The organism is Brenneria sp. L3-3C-1 (genome assembly GCF_016456245.1).
Taxonomy (GTDB): domain Bacteria; phylum Pseudomonadota; class Gammaproteobacteria; order Enterobacterales; family Enterobacteriaceae; genus Brenneria.
The window spans coordinates 80531-99705 of record NZ_JAEMHF010000005.1 but is presented as its reverse complement, the minus strand read 5'-3'; the positions used below and the strand labels follow the sequence as shown (position 1 = coordinate 99705).

At 55.1% G+C, this 19175-nt stretch carries 16 protein-coding genes and 1 tRNA gene; 3 read left to right on the top strand and 14 right to left on the bottom strand.

Features of this window, described 5'->3' with window-relative positions; translation table 11 throughout:
- Positions 1–197 precede the first annotated feature (197 nt).
- Positions 198–1193: a peptidase U32 family protein gene (locus tag JG725_RS12160; protein WP_172290147.1), complete on the top strand. Its 996-nt coding sequence runs from the start codon at positions 198–200 to the stop codon at positions 1191–1193.
- 11 nt (positions 1194–1204) lie between these two features.
- Complete coding sequence (locus JG725_RS12155) at positions 1205–2083, top strand: U32 family peptidase (protein ID WP_172290148.1); 879 nt, start codon at positions 1205–1207, stop codon at positions 2081–2083.
- A gap of 61 nt (positions 2084–2144) precedes the next feature.
- On the opposite strand, the gene JG725_RS12150 is transcribed toward JG725_RS12155, so the two are convergent.
- From JG725_RS12150 to JG725_RS12140, 3 genes are read right to left on the bottom strand one after another with little or no spacing between them, the layout of a single operon-like run.
- Positions 2145–3281: an ABC transporter permease gene (locus JG725_RS12150; protein WP_199378180.1), complete on the bottom strand. Its 1137-nt coding sequence runs from the start codon at positions 3279–3281 to the stop codon at positions 2145–2147.
- Positions 3278–4432 (bottom strand): ABC transporter permease, encoded by a 1155-nt coding sequence (locus JG725_RS12145; RefSeq protein WP_199378178.1) that lies wholly within the window; start codon positions 4430–4432, stop codon positions 3278–3280. Before JG725_RS12145 ends, JG725_RS12150 begins: the two co-directional genes overlap by 4 nt.
- On the bottom strand, positions 4414–5385 hold the full coding sequence (locus JG725_RS12140; RefSeq protein ID WP_199378176.1) for an HlyD family secretion protein: 972 nt from the start codon (positions 5383–5385) through the stop codon (positions 4414–4416). The genes JG725_RS12145 and JG725_RS12140 overlap by 19 nt, the downstream gene beginning before the upstream one ends.
- 281 nt (positions 5386–5666) lie before the next feature.
- Between JG725_RS12140 and JG725_RS12135 the strand changes: the two genes are divergently transcribed.
- Entirely contained in the window at positions 5667–6680 is a 1014-nt protein-coding gene (locus tag JG725_RS12135; RefSeq protein WP_199378174.1) for a luciferase-like monooxygenase, read from the top strand.
- Between the two features lie 218 nt (positions 6681–6898).
- On the opposite strand, the gene JG725_RS12130 is transcribed toward JG725_RS12135, so the two are convergent.
- From JG725_RS12130 to JG725_RS12080, 11 genes are all read right to left on the bottom strand, one after another.
- Entirely contained in the window at positions 6899–8767 is a 1869-nt protein-coding gene (locus JG725_RS12130) for a DEAD/DEAH family ATP-dependent RNA helicase (protein ID WP_172290153.1), read from the bottom strand.
- Positions 8760–8828, bottom strand: coding sequence for a protein YrbN (yrbN, locus tag JG725_RS20880; RefSeq protein ID WP_368073407.1), 69 nt, complete (start codon positions 8826–8828; stop codon positions 8760–8762). The genes JG725_RS12130 and yrbN overlap by 8 nt, the downstream gene beginning before the upstream one ends.
- A 112-nt stretch (positions 8829–8940) precedes the next feature.
- The gene (gene nlpI, locus JG725_RS12120; RefSeq protein ID WP_172290154.1) at positions 8941–9825 is read right to left on the bottom strand and encodes a lipoprotein NlpI; all 885 of its coding nucleotides are present in this window, start codon (positions 9823–9825) and stop codon (positions 8941–8943) included.
- A 123-nt stretch (positions 9826–9948) separates the two neighbouring features.
- Positions 9949–12072, bottom strand: coding sequence for a polyribonucleotide nucleotidyltransferase (pnp, locus tag JG725_RS12115; RefSeq protein ID WP_172290155.1), 2124 nt, complete (start codon positions 12070–12072; stop codon positions 9949–9951).
- A 249-nt stretch (positions 12073–12321) separates the two neighbouring features.
- Positions 12322–12591: a 30S ribosomal protein S15 gene (rpsO, locus tag JG725_RS12110; RefSeq protein WP_172290156.1), complete on the bottom strand. Its 270-nt coding sequence runs from the start codon at positions 12589–12591 to the stop codon at positions 12322–12324.
- 122 nt (positions 12592–12713) lie between these two features.
- Entirely contained in the window at positions 12714–13658 is a 945-nt protein-coding gene (gene truB, locus JG725_RS12105; RefSeq protein WP_199378172.1) for a tRNA pseudouridine(55) synthase TruB, read from the bottom strand.
- Entirely contained in the window at positions 13658–14056 is a 399-nt protein-coding gene (rbfA, locus tag JG725_RS12100; protein ID WP_172290158.1) for a 30S ribosome-binding factor RbfA, read from the bottom strand. Before rbfA ends, truB begins: the two co-directional genes overlap by 1 nt.
- A gap of 74 nt (positions 14057–14130) precedes the next feature.
- Positions 14131–16842 (bottom strand): translation initiation factor IF-2, encoded by a 2712-nt coding sequence (infB, locus tag JG725_RS12095; RefSeq protein WP_172290159.1) that lies wholly within the window; start codon positions 16840–16842, stop codon positions 14131–14133.
- Positions 16843–16867: 25 nt separating this feature from the next.
- Positions 16868–18379, bottom strand: coding sequence for a transcription termination factor NusA (nusA, locus tag JG725_RS12090; RefSeq protein ID WP_172290160.1), 1512 nt, complete (start codon positions 18377–18379; stop codon positions 16868–16870).
- 21 nt (positions 18380–18400) lie between these two features.
- Positions 18401–18853 (bottom strand): ribosome maturation factor RimP, encoded by a 453-nt coding sequence (gene rimP / locus JG725_RS12085; protein WP_172290161.1) that lies wholly within the window; start codon positions 18851–18853, stop codon positions 18401–18403.
- A 220-nt stretch (positions 18854–19073) separates the two neighbouring features.
- Positions 19074–19150: transfer RNA gene (locus tag JG725_RS12080), tRNA-Met, on the bottom strand.
- Positions 19151–19175: the final 25 nt, after the last annotated feature.

Genomic DNA, 19175 nt, shown 5'->3' with positions numbered 1-19175 from the left:
CAATGCAGATGCAAGCTGTCTTCTTTCATTACACGATTAGCTGGTTTAAATCAAAGTCCCGCCGTATCAGGTTAATTAAGATTCTCTATCGTTAAAAACATTCATCGACTGATAACAAATCTCATTAGTCCACCAACATCATTGATCGTATCGGCGCGTTGACTCTTCTGAGCGCTTTGATTAATGAAGGATCGTGTATGGAACTGCTTTGCCCCGCCGGAAACCTACCGGCACTGAAAGCCGCTATCGATAATGGCGCAGACGCCGTCTATATCGGCCTGAAAGATGACACTAACGCACGCCATTTCGCCGGACTTAACTTTACCGACAAGAAACTACAGGAAGCCTGTGAGTACGTGCGGCGACATCGGCGTAAGCTTCATATCGCCATCAATACCTTTGCGCATCCCGATGGTTTCGCGCGCTGGCAGCGCGCCGTCGACCTGGCGGCGCAAATTGGCGCGGATGCCCTGATCCTGGCCGATCTGGCGATGCTGGAGTATGCCGCGGAACGCTATCCCGATATTGAGCGCCACGTCTCGGTACAGGCTTCCGCCACCAATACGGAAGCGATTCATTTTTACCAGCGCCACTTCGATGTCTCGCGCATTGTTCTGCCCCGGGTACTTTCGATTCATCAGGTAAAACAGCTGGCCCGCACCAGCCCGGTGCCGCTGGAAGTGTTTGCGTTCGGCAGCCTGTGCATCATGGCGGAAGGCCGCTGCTATCTCTCGTCTTATCTGACCGGCGAATCGCCGAATACCGTGGGCGCCTGCTCGCCGGCGCGCTTTGTGCGCTGGCAGCAAACTGAAAAAGGCATGGAGTCCCGCCTCAATAACGTGCTGATTGACCGTTATCAGGACAACGAAAACGCCGGCTACCCGACGCTGTGTAAAGGACGTTATCTGGTCGACGGGCAACGCTATCATGCGCTCGAAGAACCCACCAGCCTGAATACGTTGGAACTGCTGCCCGAGCTGCTGGCGGCCAATATTGCCTCGGTAAAAATAGAAGGACGCCAGCGCAGCCCCGCCTATGTCAGCCAGATAACCCGCGTCTGGCGTCAGGCGATCGATCGCTGTCTGTCCAATCCCGCGACGTTCAGCCCCACGCAGGAATGGATGGATGCGCTCGGCGCGGTGGCGGAAGGCACGCAAACCACGCTGGGCGCCTATCACCGCAAATGGCAGTAGCAGGAGACAATATGAAATATGCATTAGGCGCCATCCTCTACTACTGGCCCAAAAGCGATATCGAAGCGTTTTATCAGGCGGCGATGAACAGCAGCGCGGACATCGTTTATCTCGGCGAGACGGTATGCAGCAAACGCCGCTCAATGAAAGTCGGCGACTGGCTTGATCTCGCCCGTCAGGTCGCATCCGGCGGCAAACAGGTGGCGATCTCCACGCTGGCGCTGCTTCAGGCGCCATCAGAACTGAATGAACTAAAGCGCTACGTTGAAAACGGCGATTTCCTGCTGGAAGCGAACGATCTGGGCGCCGTGAATATGGCCGCCGATCGTCATCTGCCTTTTGTCGCCGGTCACGCCCTCAACTGCTACAACGCTTATACCCTGCGCCTGCTGCACAAACAGGGCATGGTGCGCTGGTGTATGCCGGTGGAGCTGTCCCGCGACTGGCTACAGCATCTGCTGAACCAGTGCGACGAGCTTGGATTCCGTCATCAGTTTGAAGTCGAAGTGCTGAGTTACGGCCACCTGCCGCTGGCCTATTCCGCCCGCTGCTTTACCGCCCGCTCGGAAAACCGCGCCAAGGATGAATGCGAAACCTGCTGCATCAATTATCCGCAGGGCCGTAAGGTGCTGTCGCAGGAAAATCAGCAGGTTTTCGTGCTCAACGGCATCCAGACGCAGAGCGGCTATTGCTACAATCTGGGGAACGAACTTGCCGGTATGGCCGGGCTGGTGGATATCGTTCGTTTATCGCCTCAAGGGACAGAGACGCTGGCGATGGTCGATGCCTTCCGCGCCAACGAAAACGGCGCGGCGCCGCTGAGGCTGGAGAAAAACGCGGACTGCAACGGCTACTGGCGACGGGTGGCCGGACTGGAACTGGTGCAATAGCGGCTGACGGATAAACGGAGCCGGCGCGCCGCCGGCCTCACACGCCAAAGACGTCCGCGAATCAGAAGCGGCGGCGTAATATCCGGCGCAGTTGCGCCGTGTTATGCAGCAATCCCACGCCAATACCAAGCAAGGTATACACCATTCCCAGCACCAGCAGCATCACCACATCGCGCCCTACTTCGCGCAGCGGCAGATCCATCTGGTTGATGCCGGCGATCGCTCTGGTCGCCCAGGTTGAAGGCAATATCGCTGAGATCGCCTGTACCCAGCCCGGCATCGACTGGACGGGCCAGATGGTGCCGGAAAGATAAAAAACCGGCATGGTAATAAACGACAGCGTCAGATAAATCATTTCCACGCGGCGCAGACACTCGGTCAGCAGTTTGCCCAGCCCCAGCACCGCCAGCAGAAACGGAAAAGTCAGCAGCAGAATTTCACCGATATTGGCCGTCTGCCGGTAGCCCAATACCCAGGGCCACAGTACGAACAGCACAATCGACAAGAAAAACCAGATCGGCAGCAGCGCCGACAGGCCGCCGAGATAAACCGCAATGGAGGGTTTTCCCTGCGGGGAGCTCTTCAGCGCGATGCTCACCCGCACGCAGGCGATCAGCAGGGAGTGCTGCAACAGCATCACCAGCAAACCGGGGAAAATAATCGCCGCAAAACTGACGCCAGGGTTAAACAACCCCTGCGTCTGCCCCACCATCGGCATCAGAATCACCTCAGCCTGCTGGCTGCTGAATCCGCTGCGCAGCAGCAGATCCCGGTGATAAACCGCCAGCAGTTGCTGCCAGGCGGCCAGCACATCCTGCTGAATCTGCCCGTTTGCCAGCCGGTTAGTGGCATCGCCGTAGGCCGGTATAATAATGGCCGCGCTGGCCAGCAGTTTTTTTTCCAGATCCGGCGGCAGGATAATGACGGCAAATAGCTGGCGTCGCACTAAATCGCGCTGCGCCTGCGGAAGATTGTCATAGCCGATTACCGCGATCTTCGGCGTGGCGTCCAGCTCACGGGTCAGCAGGCGGCTGGCGCGACTGTGATCCTGATCGATCACCGCCACCGGCAAATCCCACACCGTGTGATTGGCGTAAACCAGACTCATCACGCACAGCGACGCCAGCAGCATCAGCCACATAGGACGTTCCAGCATCCCCATCAGCACCCGGCTGAATGTTTGCCAGTAGCTTTTCACCGCTTTTCCTCCCGCTGGCTCAGGCGCTGATAAAGCCGGTTACGCACCAGCAGACCGGTCACCAGCGGATAAGCCGACAGCAGGCAACACACCCCGAGGATCGAATACAGCGATACCTGACGCAGGAAGATATCGAACATCGCATACAGCGCGTGCGTCAACGGCTCAATTTGCGCAATGATCTGCGCCGGCAACGGCATGGAAAGTTCGGGCACCGCCAGACCGGAAAACGTCAGCGCGATACTGACGATAATCCCCATCATGGTATAGGCCGTCAGCGCCGTGCGGGTAAAGGTAAACAGCAGCACCCCGATGCTCTGCGCCGCCATCACATAGAAAAATCCCACCAGCAGCATATACAACGGGTTCCCGCTCATATGCGCATCCGAAAGCCATACCAGGACGGCCATTTCGACGATCAGCAACAGGGTATAACACAGGGTGTAGGGGGCCAGTTTCCCCAGCATCGCCGGTATAAAAGGCCGGCGTTCGACAATACTTCCGCTGCGCTCCAGCACATAGATCATGCAGGTGACGGCAAACAGCTGTAACAGATGAATGGTGGCGGCGAACTGCTGATAATAAACGTAGCTGCCGCTGGCGTTGAACAGGCTGCCATAAGCCATGCTGACATCGCCCAATGCCGGCAGAGTATGTCCGGACTCCTGCGCGATAATGCCGCGATAGCGGCCGTTGAATTCGGCTATCAACGTGCTGAAATCCAGAGTGGAATAAAATCCCGCGCCATAAAACAGCGCATTGTAATAAAAAATCACGCTGGGTTGATGACCCGCCAGCACCCCGGCCTCAAAATCCGCCGGAATATACAGCAGGCCGTAATCCTGCGCGCTGCGCAATCGTTGCAGCGCCTCATCCAGTCCGCCCGTAACCGGTACGACACGGGCGTGGGATCCGGCATCCAGCTTACGGATCAGATCGCGAGACAGCGTACTGTGATCGTTATCGATCACCGATACCGGCAGATCCTGCATCGTGCCGACAGAAAAAATGCTGCCCAGCAGAATGAACAGTAAGAGCGGAAAACACCAGACAAGCCAGTGCACCACCGGACTGCGCAGCGCCGTGTTGACCTCCAGCCGGAATGACGCCCTGAAACTGCGCCAGGCGGCGTTTACTCTTTCCACTGCCATAGCGCGCTCATTCCCGGCCTCAGTCCTTCCTGCGGCTGCAACGGGTACAGCCTGACCTCGAACGTCTTCAGGTCGAAATCACCCGTGGCCCGCGTGGCGCGTTTAGTGGCGTAGTCGCCCAACGGGGCGATATAACGCACCTCGGCGTCGATCATCCGGTTATTCAACGCAGGCACTCGCAGGGCGATGCGGTCGCCTTTGCGTACGCCGGCCAGAATATCCTCACGCAAATTAAACACCAACCAGGCCTGCGGTACGCGCACCAGCGTGATAAGCGGACTGGCGGCGTTGAGCAGCACGCCCACCTCCGCCGGAATTGGCCCGACCTCGCCGTCCACCGGCGCTCTCACCTGCAATTCGTCCACCAGGACATTGATTTCCTGCAATTGCTGCTCAGCCTGACGCAGCGCCGCCGCGTAGTTTTCCCGCTGCTCGGGCCGATCGCCGTGTAAACCTTCATCCAGATTGGCCTGCGCGGCCTGCACCTGCTGCCAGGCGCTATCACGCGCCTGCCGGGCGCTGTCCAGCGCCGAAGCGGAAGCATAGCCTCTTGTCGCGATACTGCTCTGACGGTTATATTCATGCAGAGCCTGCTGGTATTGCGCCTGCGCCTGAGCCAGCGTCGCCCGTAGCTGACGAACGCTCTCTTCCCGCGTACCGTGTTCAGACTGATCCAGCAGCGCCTGCGCCTGATCTCTGGCGGCTTCCGCCGCGCGCTGCTGCGCGATCAATTCAGCATTCTCCAGCGAAATCAGCAGTTGACCCGACTTGACGTCATCACCGCGCCGCACATGATGTTCAGTCACCCGTCCGGATGCCTTGGAAGATACGATCACCTCAGGCGCATCCACTTCGCCCTGCAACAGAATATCCTGATTATTGGCCCGAAAAAGCACCGCCAGCGCAATGGCCGCCACCACCAATAACAACGTAAATCTCGTCTTTTTATTCACTTATCAACTCCAGGCCGCCCCGTGTCGATCGCTGGGTCACGATCCGCGAAACGCCTCACCGCCATCACATAAAATAATTAAACAAAATTAAAACAAACCTTTTACATTGTAACGCGATACCGAATCCCGCTTTAAACATAAAATAGTATGGCTGTTTTATCGGTGACGATCCGGTTTCCGCACTGTCGATTAACAACCGTAAATTCAGATTCGGGTATAAATTTAAGCCAAACGGCGTAATACTCAAGCCCATCTGGAACCTGATAAAGCGAGCGTTCTCTATGTCCACAGATCTTCAGCCTGTCCCCTTTTCTATTCTGGATTTAGCGCCGATACCGACCGGGTTGAAAGCGCAGGATGCTTTCAGCCACTCGTTGGATCTGGCGCAACACGCGGAAAAATGGGGCTACCATCGCTACTGGCTGGCGGAACACCACAATATGACCGGCATTGCCAGCGCCGCCACCTCGGTGCTGATTGGCTATCTCGCCTCGGGCACGCAACGTATCCGGCTTGGTTCCGGCGGCATCATGTTGCCGAATCACTCCCCGCTGGTGATCGCCGAACAGTTCGGTACGCTGGAGTCGCTTTATCCGGGCCGTATCGACCTTGGGCTAGGCCGTGCGCCGGGAACCGACCAGCGAACCATGTTGGCGTTGCGGCGTCATCTGAACGCCGAAATCGATGATTTCCCCAAAGACGTACAGGAACTGCAACGCTATTTTGCCGATGTAGAACCCGGTCAGCCGGTGCAGGCGGTGCCCGGTCAGGGTTTACAGGTTCCCATCTGGCTGCTGGGTTCGAGCCTGTACAGCGCGCAACTGGCCGCCGCCTTAGGGCTGCCGTTTGCCTTCGCCGCCCACTTCGCCCCCGACCTGCTGCTGCAAGCGCTAAAGGTTTATCGTGAAACCTTTAAACCGTCGGCCGCGCATCCCAAGCCTTATGCCATGGTGTGCGTCAACGTAGTGGCCGCCGACAGCGACTGCGAGGCCGGTTTCCTGTTTACCTCGATGCAGCAGCAATTCATCAACCTGCGCCGCGGCACCCCCGGCCCGTTGCCCGCGCCGGTGGAAAATAGGGATGTCATCTGGTCTCCGGCGGAACAGTTTGGCGTGGAGCAAACGTTACGCCTGTCGATCGTCGGCGATCGGCAAAAAGTCCGCCATGGCTTGCAGAGTTTGCTGCGCGAAACGCAAGCCGATGAAGTGATGCTCAACGGTCAGATTTTCGACCATCAGGCTCGTCTGCGATCGTTTGAGATCGCGATAAGCGTTCAGAACGATATGCGGCCATAATTGAAAAAGGGATGCATTTCTGCATCCCTTCGGTGAGCGGCGATAATGGATGGATCGTAAAGACGCTGCAAGTACGTCCTTGTAAGCTCGAACCGCGCCATCCCTGGCGCGGACGCTTTACTCTTCCATTCCATTATCACCTTCGATAAGGGGCGATTGATTTGTCAGGTTATCGAACATCTACAGCATAGATATTCCGTCCCCTGCGCCAACCGCCCTTAAGCATCGGCAGGCCGGCGGCGTGGCGCACGCGGCGCGGCGTCGCGATTGAAAGTACGTTCGCGACGCTCACCGCCATTCCCTTCGCGGCGTTCGCCGTTGCTATAGGAACGACGAGGCGCGGCGCCCGGTCGACCGCCACGGCGCTCCCCGCCATTGCCTTCACGACGTTCATGCGGCAGAGCATCACCCAGCAACTGCATGTTCATCGGTTTGTTCAGGATACGGGTGCGGGTGAAGTGAGACAGCAAGTCGCCCGGCATTCCCTTTGGCAGCTCAATCGTTGAGTGAGAAGCGAACAGTTTGATGTTGCCGATATAGCGGCTGCTGATATCGCCTTCGTTGGCAATCGCCCCCACAATGTGGCGAACTTCCACACCATCATCACGACCCACTTCAATACGATACAGCTCCATATCGCCGGCATCACGACGTTCACGACGCGGCGGACGATCGCCATCACGGCTTTCGCGAGGTTCACGGCGACGGTCGCCGCGCGCATCATCGCGATCGCGGAATTCACGACGCGGACGACGATCGAACACCGGATCCGGCGGCAGGATCAGCGGACGCTCGCCCTGCGCCATTTTCAGCAACGCGGCGGCCAGGGTTTCGATATCCAGCTCTTCTTCCGGCTGCAATTTAGCCAGCAGCGCGCGGTACATATCCAGATCGCTGCTTTCCAGCTGTTGCTGTACTTTGGCGGCGAATTTCGCCAGACGACGTTGACCCAGCAGCTCGGCATTCGGCAGCTCAACTTCAGGAATAGTCAGCTTCATGGTGCGTTCAATGTTACGCAGCAAACGGCGTTCGCGGTTTTCGACAAACAGCAACGCGCGGCCGGCGCGGCCGGCACGACCGGTACGGCCGATACGGTGAACGTAAGACTCCGAATCCATAGGGATATCGTAGTTTACCACCAGGCTGATGCGTTCAACGTCCAGACCACGGGCGGCAACGTCGGTGGCGATCAGAATATCCAGACGGCCGTCTTTCAGTCGTTCCAGCGTCTGTTCACGCAGCGCCTGATTCATATCACCATTAAGCGCCGCGCTGTTATAGCCGCTGCGCTCTAAGGCTTCAGCCACTTCCAGCGTGGCGTTTTTGGTACGGACGAAAATAATCGCCGCATCAAAATCTTCCGCTTCAAGGAAACGCACCAGCGCTTCATTTTTACGCATACCGGCAACAGTCCAGTAGCTCTGGCTGATATCGGGACGGGTGGTAATGCTGGACTGGATACGCACTTCCTGCGGATCTTTCATGAAGCGACGCGTAATGCGGCGAATCGCTTCCGGCATGGTGGCGGAGAACAGCGCGGTCTGATGTTCCGCCGGGATCTGGGCCATGATGTTTTCAACATCGTCGATAAAGCCCATACGCAGCATTTCATCGGCTTCATCCAGCACCAGGCCGCTCAGATTGGACAAATTCAGCGTGCCGCGTTTCAGGTGATCCAACAGACGTCCCGGCGTACCGACAACGATCTGCGCGCCGCCGCGCAGCGCGCGCAGCTGTACGTCGTAACGCTGTCCGCCGTATAGGGCAACCACGTTCACGCCGTGCATGTGTTTGGCAAAATCACTACAGGCTTCAGCAACCTGCACCGCCAGTTCGCGGGTTGGGGCCAGCACCAGCATCTGCGGCGCTTTCAGCTCAGGTTTAAGATTGTTCAGCAAGGGCAGCGCGAACGCCGCGGTTTTACCGCTGCCGGTCTGCGCCATACCCAGCACATCACGACCACTCAGCAGGTGGGGAATACATTCCGCCTGAATCGGCGAGGGTTTTTCGTAGCCCAGATCGGTCAGGGCATTAATGATTGGAGCAGACAGCCCCAACTCAGCAAAAGTGGTTTCAAACTCAGTCATGTACACGTGCCTCATAAATGGCGGCCAGTCTACATAACTCGTCGAGAAAATTTTCAGTCATTTTCATTGAAAAGTGTGAACCGGCTCAAATTGGATTAAAAAGCGAACAAAAAAGCCCTCACCCGCAAAGGTGATAACCGAAGTTTTTTCAGGCTGATAGTGTTGTTCGTCAGCTATTGCTGGTCCGATCCTGATAGGTCGTCTTGCTCTTGGCCTAATAGCGCCAATTCCAACAATGCATAGCGGTGCTCAACAAAATTATGAACATTGTTGGCAACCGTCAGCTTGAACAGCGCCAAGGCGGTGTTCTTGTCCCCCAGACTTAGGTAGTGCTTACCTAAATAGAAGTCAGTTTCACTGAGATGCTCAGCGAGCGAAGTGTTATCCGTAGCCTCTTCCTGCAAACGTTGCATCAGCGTTTTTTCACTGATACCGCTCAGGTAGAATTCGACAATATTCCATCCCCACGGCCCTTTCTGCGCTCCGTCATAGCGTTTCTGCAACGCTACCCTGGCATTCTCCGGATTGATTTCTCGCTCCGCAAGATACAGCCATAACGAACGGAAAGGATCATTTGGATCGTCTCGATAAAACGCCAGCAGATCATCCTGCGCTAACAGGTAGCGACCGCCATAATACAAAGCGATGCCCCGGTTTAAACGCGCGTAATTGTAAGTTGGATCAAGCTCTAGTACAGAATCAAACGCTTCATAGGCAGCATCAAAATTGCCTGCCTGCGTTAAGTAAATCCCCAGATAGTTAAAAACCTCTGGTATATCAGGGCGAATCGCCAGCGCTTGTGAAAAATCATTTCGCGCCAATGCTCTCAACCCGAGGCTATCATACAGCACTCCGCGCTCATATAATAGCTGTGCTCGCTCATCATCGGTTAATGCCCGGCTGGCAAGGATTTGTTCCATGCGCGCCAGAATCACTTCCTGCTGCAAAGTAGGCTGTAACGGAACTGCCAATACTGCGTCTTTGCGCCAATCCGTGTTGCTGCATCCTGCCAGCATAAGTGCTGTCGCAACATAACACCAACGCAAGAAAGGCTTCATTTCCCACTCCCGAAGACAAACATTGGATGAACATCCTGTCCCGGACAGCTCGACATAAGGATGTCCCTTCCTTACGATACACAGCTCCTTACGCGGTAAGGAGCTGTGTGACTGTTTTACCGATTATTCTTCCTCAGAAGACGGTACAGCAGCTTCCTGAGGTTGAGCATTGGCTTCTTTAATGCTTAAACGCACACGGCCCTGGCGATCGACTTCCAGTACCTTAACCGGTACTTCCTGACCCATTTGCAGGTAGTCGGTCACTTTCTCGACACGCTTGTCGGCGATCTGAGAAATATGTACCAGACCTTCCTTGCCGCCGCCGATGGCGACAAAGGCGCCAAAGTCAACGATACGCGTCACTTTACCCTGATAAATGCGTCCCACTTCGATTTCAGCCGTGATCTCTTCGATACGACGAATCGCGTGTTTGGCTTTTTCGCCATCCGTTGAAGCAATCTTCACCGTGCCATCGTCTTCAATTTCGATGGTGGTGCCGGTTTCTTCGGTCAACGCACGGATAACCGAACCGCCTTTACCGATAACATCCTTGATCTTGTCAGTGCTGATCTTGATGGTATGGATACGCGGCGCAAATTCGGAAATATCGCCACGCGGCGTGCTGATTGCCTGCTCCATCACGCCCAGAATGTGCAGACGGGCGCCTTTAGCCTGATTCAAGGCAACCTGCATGATTTCGCGGGTAATCCCCTCGATCTTGATATCCATCTGCAAGGCGGTAATGCCTTCACGGCTGCCGGCCACTTTAAAGTCCATATCGCCCAGATGATCTTCATCACCCAGAATATCGGACAGCACGACAAAGTTTTCGCCTTCTTTTACCAGTCCCATCGCAATACCCGCGACGGCCGCTTTAATCGGCACGCCCGCATCCATCAGCGCCAGAGACGCGCCGCAGACAGACGCCATGGAAGAAGAACCGTTGGATTCGGTGATCTCAGAAACCACACGCACGGTGTACGGGAATTGACTTGCGTTAGGCATAACCGCCAGCACGCCGCGTTTCGCCAGACGACCATGACCGATTTCACGACGCTTCGGCGATCCGACCATACCGGTTTCACCAACCGAGTACGGAGGGAAGTTATAGTGCAGCAGGAAACGATCGGTACGTTCGCCGGTCAGTTCGTCAATGGTCTGCGCATCACGCTCAGTACCCAGCGTGGCGGTAACCAGCGCCTGAGTCTCGCCGCGGGTGAACAACGCGGAGCCGTGAGTACGCGGCAATACGCCGGTACGCACGTCCAGACCGCGGATCATATCTTTTTCGCGACCGTCGATACGCGGCTCGCCGCGCAGCACGCGGCTACGGACGACATTTTTCTCTACGTTACCCAGAATTTCCTGGATTTCGCCGGCGTTCAACGCTTCATCTTCCGCTAGCAACGCCGCTTCGACATCGGCTTTAATGGCATCAACCTGAGCGTAACGCTCCTGTTTTTCCGTGATGCGGTACGCATCGCCCAGACGCGCTTCGGACAGCGCTTCTACGCGTTGCTGCAAGGAGACGTTGATTTCCGGCGCATGCCATTCCCATTTGGGTTTACCGGCTTCGGCAACCAGCGCATTGATGTTTTCAATCACGATCTGCTGTTGTTCGTGACCGAAAACAACGGCGCCCAGCATTTCATCTTCACTTAACAGATCCGCTTCGGACTCAACCATCAGCACCGCGCCTTCCGTACCGGCGACCACCAGATCCAGACGGCTTTCTTTTAGTTCGTCGGTCGTCGGGTTCAGCACATACTGATCGTTCAGGTAGCCCACGCGCGCGGCGCCGATAGGCCCGCTGAACGGGATACCGGACAGGCTCAGCGCGGCGGAGGCGCCGATCATCGCCACGATATCGGGATTGACCTGCGGGTTAACGGAAACCACGGTGGCGATAACCTGAACTTCATTCAGGAAACCTTCCGGGAACAGCGGACGAATCGGGCGGTCAATCAGGCGGGAAATCAGCGTTTCACCTTCGCTCGGACGCCCTTCACGGCGGAAGAAACCGCCTGGGATACGCCCGGCCGCGTAGGTACGCTCTTGATAGTTAACGGTCAGCGGGAAGAATCCCTGACCCGGTTTCGCTTGTTTGGCGCCGACAACGGTAACAAATACGGCAGTATCATCCATGCTTACCATGACGGCAGCGGTAGCCTGGCGCGCCATCATACCGGTTTCTAACGTGACGGTATGTTGACCATATTGAAATTTACGAACGATCGGATTCAGCAAAATAATATCCTTAACTGGGGCGCGTCATACTTATGGATAAACGCGCCAGTGAACTTCCGATCTTTGCACTACATCCTCACGACTAATGACAACCTTTACCCTGCTCATGCAGATAAAGCCTCTCATTAGCCGCGCGAACCTCTGTAATGAAAGATCATAATTAAAACAACGATACATTACCCTGTCTTGCAGGCGCTTCCTAGAAGAAAGGGGCCAAAAGAGGCCCCTTCCCACTGAAACTCGGCAGACTTAGCGACGCAGACCCAGACGTGCAATCAGATCAGTGTAACGCGCTACATCTTTACGCTTCAGGTAGTCCAGCAGCTTACGACGCTGAGAAACCATACGCAGCAGACCACGACGGCTGTGGTGATCCTTTTTGTGCTCGGCAAAGTGACCTTGCAGATGGTTGATCTGAGCGGTCAGCAAAGCGACCTGGACTTCGGTAGAGCCACTGTCGTTAGTACCGCGACCGAATTCCGCAACGATTTTAGCTTTTGCTTCAACACTTAGAGACATAGTAATACTCCAAACATTATAGATAAAAAAACAGGCGCCGATCTCTAATTCAGCCACCCAATAGTCAAGCCGCGCTATTCTACTCTCAGCATCTTGCGATAGCAAGGCAGCAACAGACGGACTTACTCCTGGAATTCAACCACCAGACGACGGGGAGCGACACGTCCGTCGTCGTCGATTTCACCCATGCCAATGAACTTGCGCGCTTCGCCTTCGGTGATACGCACCATGCCGTCCGCCGGGACATTCGCCGCCTGAACCGGCTGGCCGAGTTTGAGGTAGCCGGCGACCACGGAACTCAGATTGACTTCAGGGAAATCCATTACCGGGCTTTCCATCGGCATCAGCAAAGGATCGAGACGCAGCGCCGGCGAGCACGCCTCAGCCTGTGTCTGTTCCAGTAAGGAATTCAACCGATCCAGCGTCACCATTCTCTCTATGGGATAAGTCGCAACCTGTAAGCGACGCAGATAAATAACGTGCGCGCCGCAGCCCAGCTTTTCCCCCAGATCATCGATGATGGTCCGGATATAGGTGCCTTTCGAGCAGTGAATTTCCAGCTCAAGCTCATCGCCTTCGCAGCGGATAAATATCAGTTCGTAAACGGTAATTTCGCGCGCCTCACGCGGAACCACCAGCCCCTGACGCGCATACTCGTATAACGGGCGCCCTTGATACTTCAACGCCGAATACATCGAAGGAATCTGTTGCGTCGTACCGCGAAAACTTTCCAGCGCCTGTTCCAGCTCAGCCGTAGAGAAAGTCATCGCGCGTTCTTCAATCACATTGCCATCGGCATCGGAGGTGTCAGTACGCTGCCCAAGGCGGGCAATCACGCGATAACGCTTATCGGAATCCAGCAGATACTGAGAAAACTTTGTCGCCTCCCCCAGACAAATCGGCAGCATGCCGGTTGCCAGCGGATCCAGCGCGCCGGTATGGCCCGCTTTATTGGCGTTGAAAATTCGTTTTACCTTCTGCAAAACATCATTAGAAGACATACCCTGCGGTTTATCTAATAACAACACGCCGTGAACATCACGGCCACGGCGACGAGGACGACTCATTAATCCTCCTGATCTTCGCCCGTGGCAGAACGGCGTTCAGCATCATGTCTGACAACGTTGGTGACCAGATTAGACATTCTCATCCCTTCAACCAGTGAATTGTCGTAGGAAAACGTCAATTCCGGGACGACACGCAAACGCATCGCTTTTCCCAGCAATACGCGGATAAAACCTGACGCATCCTGCAATGCCTTAACCGCCGTCTTTACCTGCTCCGGTTCGTTATCATTCAGAAATGTCACAAAAACTTTGGCATAAGCCAGATCGCGTGAAACTTCCACGCCGGATACGGTAGCCATTCCGATGCGCGGATCTTTCACTTCCCGCTGAATAATAATGGCGATTTCTTTTTGCATTTCCTGCGCCACGCGCTGGGTGCGGCTGAATTCTTTTGCCATGTTGAATCCTCAAGTAAAAATCGGGGGGCGCAAGGCCCCCCTATGAACAACTTATCGCATCGCTTAACGCCGACTTAAGCGATTGTGCGTTTGATCTCAATCGTTTCAAAGACTTCGATCACATCGCCGGCACGAACGTCGTTGTAGTTCTTAACGCCGATACCACATTCCATACCGTTGCGGACTTCGTTGACGTCATCTTTAAAGCGACGCAAGGATTCAAGCTCGCCTTCGTAGATAACCACGTTTTCACGCAGTACGCGGATCTTGTTATGACGTTTAACCACGCCTTCCGTCACCATACAACCGGCGACCGCACCGAATTTCGGTGATTTGAACACATCGCGAACTTCCGCCAGGCCGATGATCTCTTGCTTGTATTCCGGCGCCAGCATGCCGCTCATCGCCTGTTTGACTTCATCAATCAAATCATAGATGACTGAATAATAGCGCAGATCCAGACTTTCGGATTCAACGATACGGCGAGCGGAAGCATCGGCACGCACGTTAAAGCCAAGGATAATCGCATTCGACGCCGCCGCCAGCGTGGCGTCCGTTTCAGTGATACCGCCCACGCCGGAACCGACAATTTTCACTTTCACTTCATCGGTAGACAGTTTTTGCAGCGAGTCGGAGATGGCTTCACAAGACCCCTGAACGTCAGACTTGAGCACGATATTCAGTTCAGAAACTTCACCTTCCGTCATGTTGGCGAACATGTTTTCCAGTTTGGATTTCTGCTGACGGGCCAGTTTGACTTCACGGAATTTGCCCTGACGATACAGCGCCACTTCGCGCGCTTTCTTCTCGTCACGCACCACGGTCGCTTCATCACCCGCCGCCGGCACGCCGGACAGACCCAGGATTTCCACCGGAATCGACGGGCCCGCTTCCGTAATCTCACGTCCCAATTCGTCGCGCATCGCACGAACACGGCCGTATTCAAAGCCGCACAGCACGATATCGCCTTTGTTCAGCGTTCCTTCGCGCACCAGAACGGTGGCTACCGGGCCGCGGCCTTTATCCAGGAAGGATTCGATCACCACGCCGCTGGCCATACCGCTGCGGATTGCTTTCAGTTCCAGCACTTCAGCCTGCAACAAAATGGCATCCAGCAGTTCATCGATACCGGTTCCGGCTTTGGCGGAGACATGCACAAACTGCGATTCGCCGCCCCACTCTTCCGGCATGATACCGTACTGCGACAGTTCGGTTTTCACCCGATCGGGATCGGCTTCCGGTTTATCGATTTTGTTCACCGCGACAACCACCGGCACTTTCGCTGCCTTGGCATGCTGGATAGCTTCGATGGTCTGAGGCATCACGCCGTCATCCGCGGCAACGACCAGCACCACGATATCCGTCGCCTGAGCGCCGCGGGCGCGCATGGCGGTAAATGCGGCGTGTCCCGGGGTATCCAGGAAAGTGATCATACCGTTGTCGGTTTCAACGTGGTAAGCACCGATGTGCTGAGTAATCCCACCCGCTTCGCCAGCGGCGACCTTGGTTGAACGGATGTAATCCAGCAACGACGTTTTACCGTGGTCAACGTGGCCCATAATGGTCACCACCGGCGCACGGGATACGGCGGCAGCGCCGGTATCACGGTCGCTCATTACCGCTTCTTCCAGTTCGTTCTCACGACGCAGGATGACTTTGTGGCCCATTTCTTCCGCCACCAGTTGCGCGGTTTCCTGATCGATAACCTGGTTAATCGTCGCCATGGCGCCCAGCTTCATCATCGTTTTGATAACCTGAGAGCCTTTCACCGCCATCTTGTTGGCCAGTTCGGCCACCGTCACCGTCTCACCGATCACCACATCGCGGTTGACCGCCTGAGCAGGCTTGTTGAAGCTCTGCTGCAAGGTGCTGGGCTTGCGCTTGCCTTTACCGCCACGGGTAACGGCGCGCGCTTCTTCGCGATCGGCTTTGGATTCGGACTGGCGGTTGCCTTTCTTCTGTTTGGTCACTTTTGCCGCGCGGGTGCGGGTACGACGTTCGCCTTCCACCTGACGATCGCTTTCATCTTCCGCTTCGCGGGCATGATGAGACGTGGTCACATGATAATCGGCGGATTCTTCAGGTTTAGCGGCGCTTTCAGCTTCCCAACGGCCGGCGTTCTCTTCCGCCATACGACGGGCTTCTTCAGCGATGCGGCGGGCTTCTTCCTCAACCTTAAGGCGCGCCGTTTCTTCGGCTTTACGTTTCAGTTCGGCGGCTTCGGCTTCGCGCTTCGCTTTTTCAGCCTGAGCAGGCTTGGTGGTACTATCGTTTTGTTGATTGGTCACTTTTTCTTTTTCCGCTACATCACGCTTAGCTTTTTCGGCGGCCTCACGTTTGGCTTGCTCTTCGGCAGCACGTTTAGCTTTATCAGCGGCTTCACGGCGGGCTTTTTCTTCAGCCTCGCGTTTGGCCTGCTCTTCAGCAGCGCGTTGTGCCTGTTCTTCCGCTTCACGCCGTGCCTGCTCTTCCTCTTCCGCCTGCTGGGCATCCAGAGGATCGCGTTTTACATAAGTGCGTTTCTTGCGGACTTCGATCTGCACTGACTTACTTTTGCCGCCAGTGCTGGGAATGTTTAACGTGCTACGCGTTTTACGTTGCAGCGTCAATTTGCCTGGCGCAGTTCCGCGATCGCGGTTCAAGTGCGTCAATAATGTTTCTTTTTCATGCTGAGTCACAGAATCTGATGCAGACTTGGTAATTCCCGCATCAGCAAACTGCTGTATCAGGCGGTCAACCGAAGTCTGAATCTCTGTGGCCAGCGATTTTACGGTTACATCTGTCATGCTGTTCCTTTCCTGCTACAGTTCGTTATTCGTTGTCGTCGCCAAACCAACAGATATTACGGGCGGCCATGATCAGCTCGCCGGCTTTTTCATCATTAAGCTCTTCAATATCCGTCAGGTCGTCAACGCCCTGCTCAGCAAGATCTTCCAGCGTGCAAATACCGCGTGCAGCCAGCTTAAATGCCATATCACGCGACAGACCAGGTAAGCTGAGCAAATCGTCTGCGGGTTGGCCGTCACCGAGACTTTCTTCCTGCGCCAATGCCAGCGTGGTTAACGCGGCTTTCGCACGCTCACGCAATGCTTCGACCGTCTCTTCATCAAGGCCTTCAATCGCCAGCAGCTCTTTGATTGGCACATAGGCCAACTCTTCAAGGGAGGAGAAACCTTCCTCAACCAGCACGGTGGCGAACTCTTCATCAATATCAAGGTGCTTGGTAAACACGTCGATGGCGGCATGCGCTTCGGCCTGATGCTTAGCCTGAAGATCTTCCACCGTCATGACGTTCAGTTCCCAGCGGTCATCTGAACGATGCTGTTTCAGTAACTGAGAGGCCAGGCGCACGTTCTGACCGTTGCGGCCGATCGCCTGCGCCAGATTGCTGGACTCAACGGCGATGTCCATCGTACAGGTATCTTCGTCAACCACGATGGAAACCACGTCCGCCGGGGCCATGGCATTGATAACAAACTGAGCGGGATTATCATCCCACAGAATAATATCAATGCGCTCGCCGCCAAGCTCGCTGGATACCGCCTGCACTCGCGCGCCGCGCATCCCGACACAGGCGCCAACCGGATCGATACGTTTGTCGTTGGTTTTCACCGCAATTTTTGCACGGGAACCCGGATCGCGGGCGGCGGCCTTAATCTCAATGACCTCTTCACCAATTTCCGGCACTTCAATACGGAAAAGTTCAATCAGCATTTCCGGACGGGAACGGCTGACAAACAGTTGAGCGCCGCGGGCTTCAGGACGAACGTCATACAGCACGCCGCGGATGCGATCGCCTGGGCGGAAGTTTTCACGCGGCAACATATCTTCACGACCGATGACCGCTTCAGCGTTATTGCCTAAATCCAGCGAGATGTTATCGCGGTTAACTTTCTTCACCACGCCGGTGACAATCTCGCCTTCCTGTTCGCGGAACTGCTCGACCACCATTGCGCGCTCGGCTTCGCGCACTTTCTGCACAATAACCTGTTTTGCGGTTTGGGTGGTAATACGGTCGAATGTCACAGACTCAATCTGGTCTTCAACATAATCCCCCAGATCAAGCGCAGGATCTTCGAACTGTGCCGCATCCAGGGTAATTTCACGCGTTGGCTGGGTAACTTCGTCGACGATCAGCCAGCGACGGAAAGTATCGAAATCACCGGTTTTACGATCGATACTGACGCGGACATCAATTTCCTGCTCGTATTTTTTCTTGGTCGCTGTCGCCAGCGCGGTTTCCAACGCTTCAAAAATCTTCTCACGCGGAAGGGCTTTTTCATTGGAAACTGCTTCAACAACAGCCAGAATCTCTTTATTCATCCTAGTTGCCTCATCCAAACTTTAAAAGTGGGGTACCAGGTTCGCTTTCTGGATGTTGCTCAGCGCGAACACTTCGTCTTTGCCTTCCACTGTAATGGTGATCATCTCGCCCTCAACGGCTTTGATAATCCCCAACCATTTACGTCGATTCTGGACTGCCATACGCAGTACCACCGTCACCTCTTCACCGATGAAGCGCACATAATGCTCTACCGTGAACAGAGGACGCTCAAGTCCCGGAGAGGATACCTCCAGGTTGTAGGCGACGGTAATAGGATCTTCAACATCCAAAACCGCACTCACTTGATGGCTGACATCAGCACAATCATCAACAGTGATCCCATCTTCACTATCAATATAGATACGCAGCGTCGATTGGCGACCCCGGATGAACTCAATACCGACTAATTCGTAGCCCAAGGCTTCGACTGGCGCTGAAATCATCTCTGTTAATTTTTGCTCTAATGTGGACAAGCCCACCCCCAAGACATAAAAAAAGGGCCTAATAGCCCAGTAATTCTGTTGCCAAATAACAAAAAACCCCGATATATCGGGGCTTTATGCAACTGGACCCTATTACCGCTAAATCACGCGGCATAACTTTCAGTTAAGGATTCTTTCAAAAATGACTGTGAAAGCGATGGAGACTTACTGAACAGCCTATTTGAAAAAAAGCGCTACCAGGAAAGTTAAGTGGTTGCGGGGGCCGGATTTGAACCGACGACCTTCGGGTTATGAGCCCGACGAGCTACCATGCTGCTCCACCCCGCGTCCGAAAACGTGGCAAATACTACGC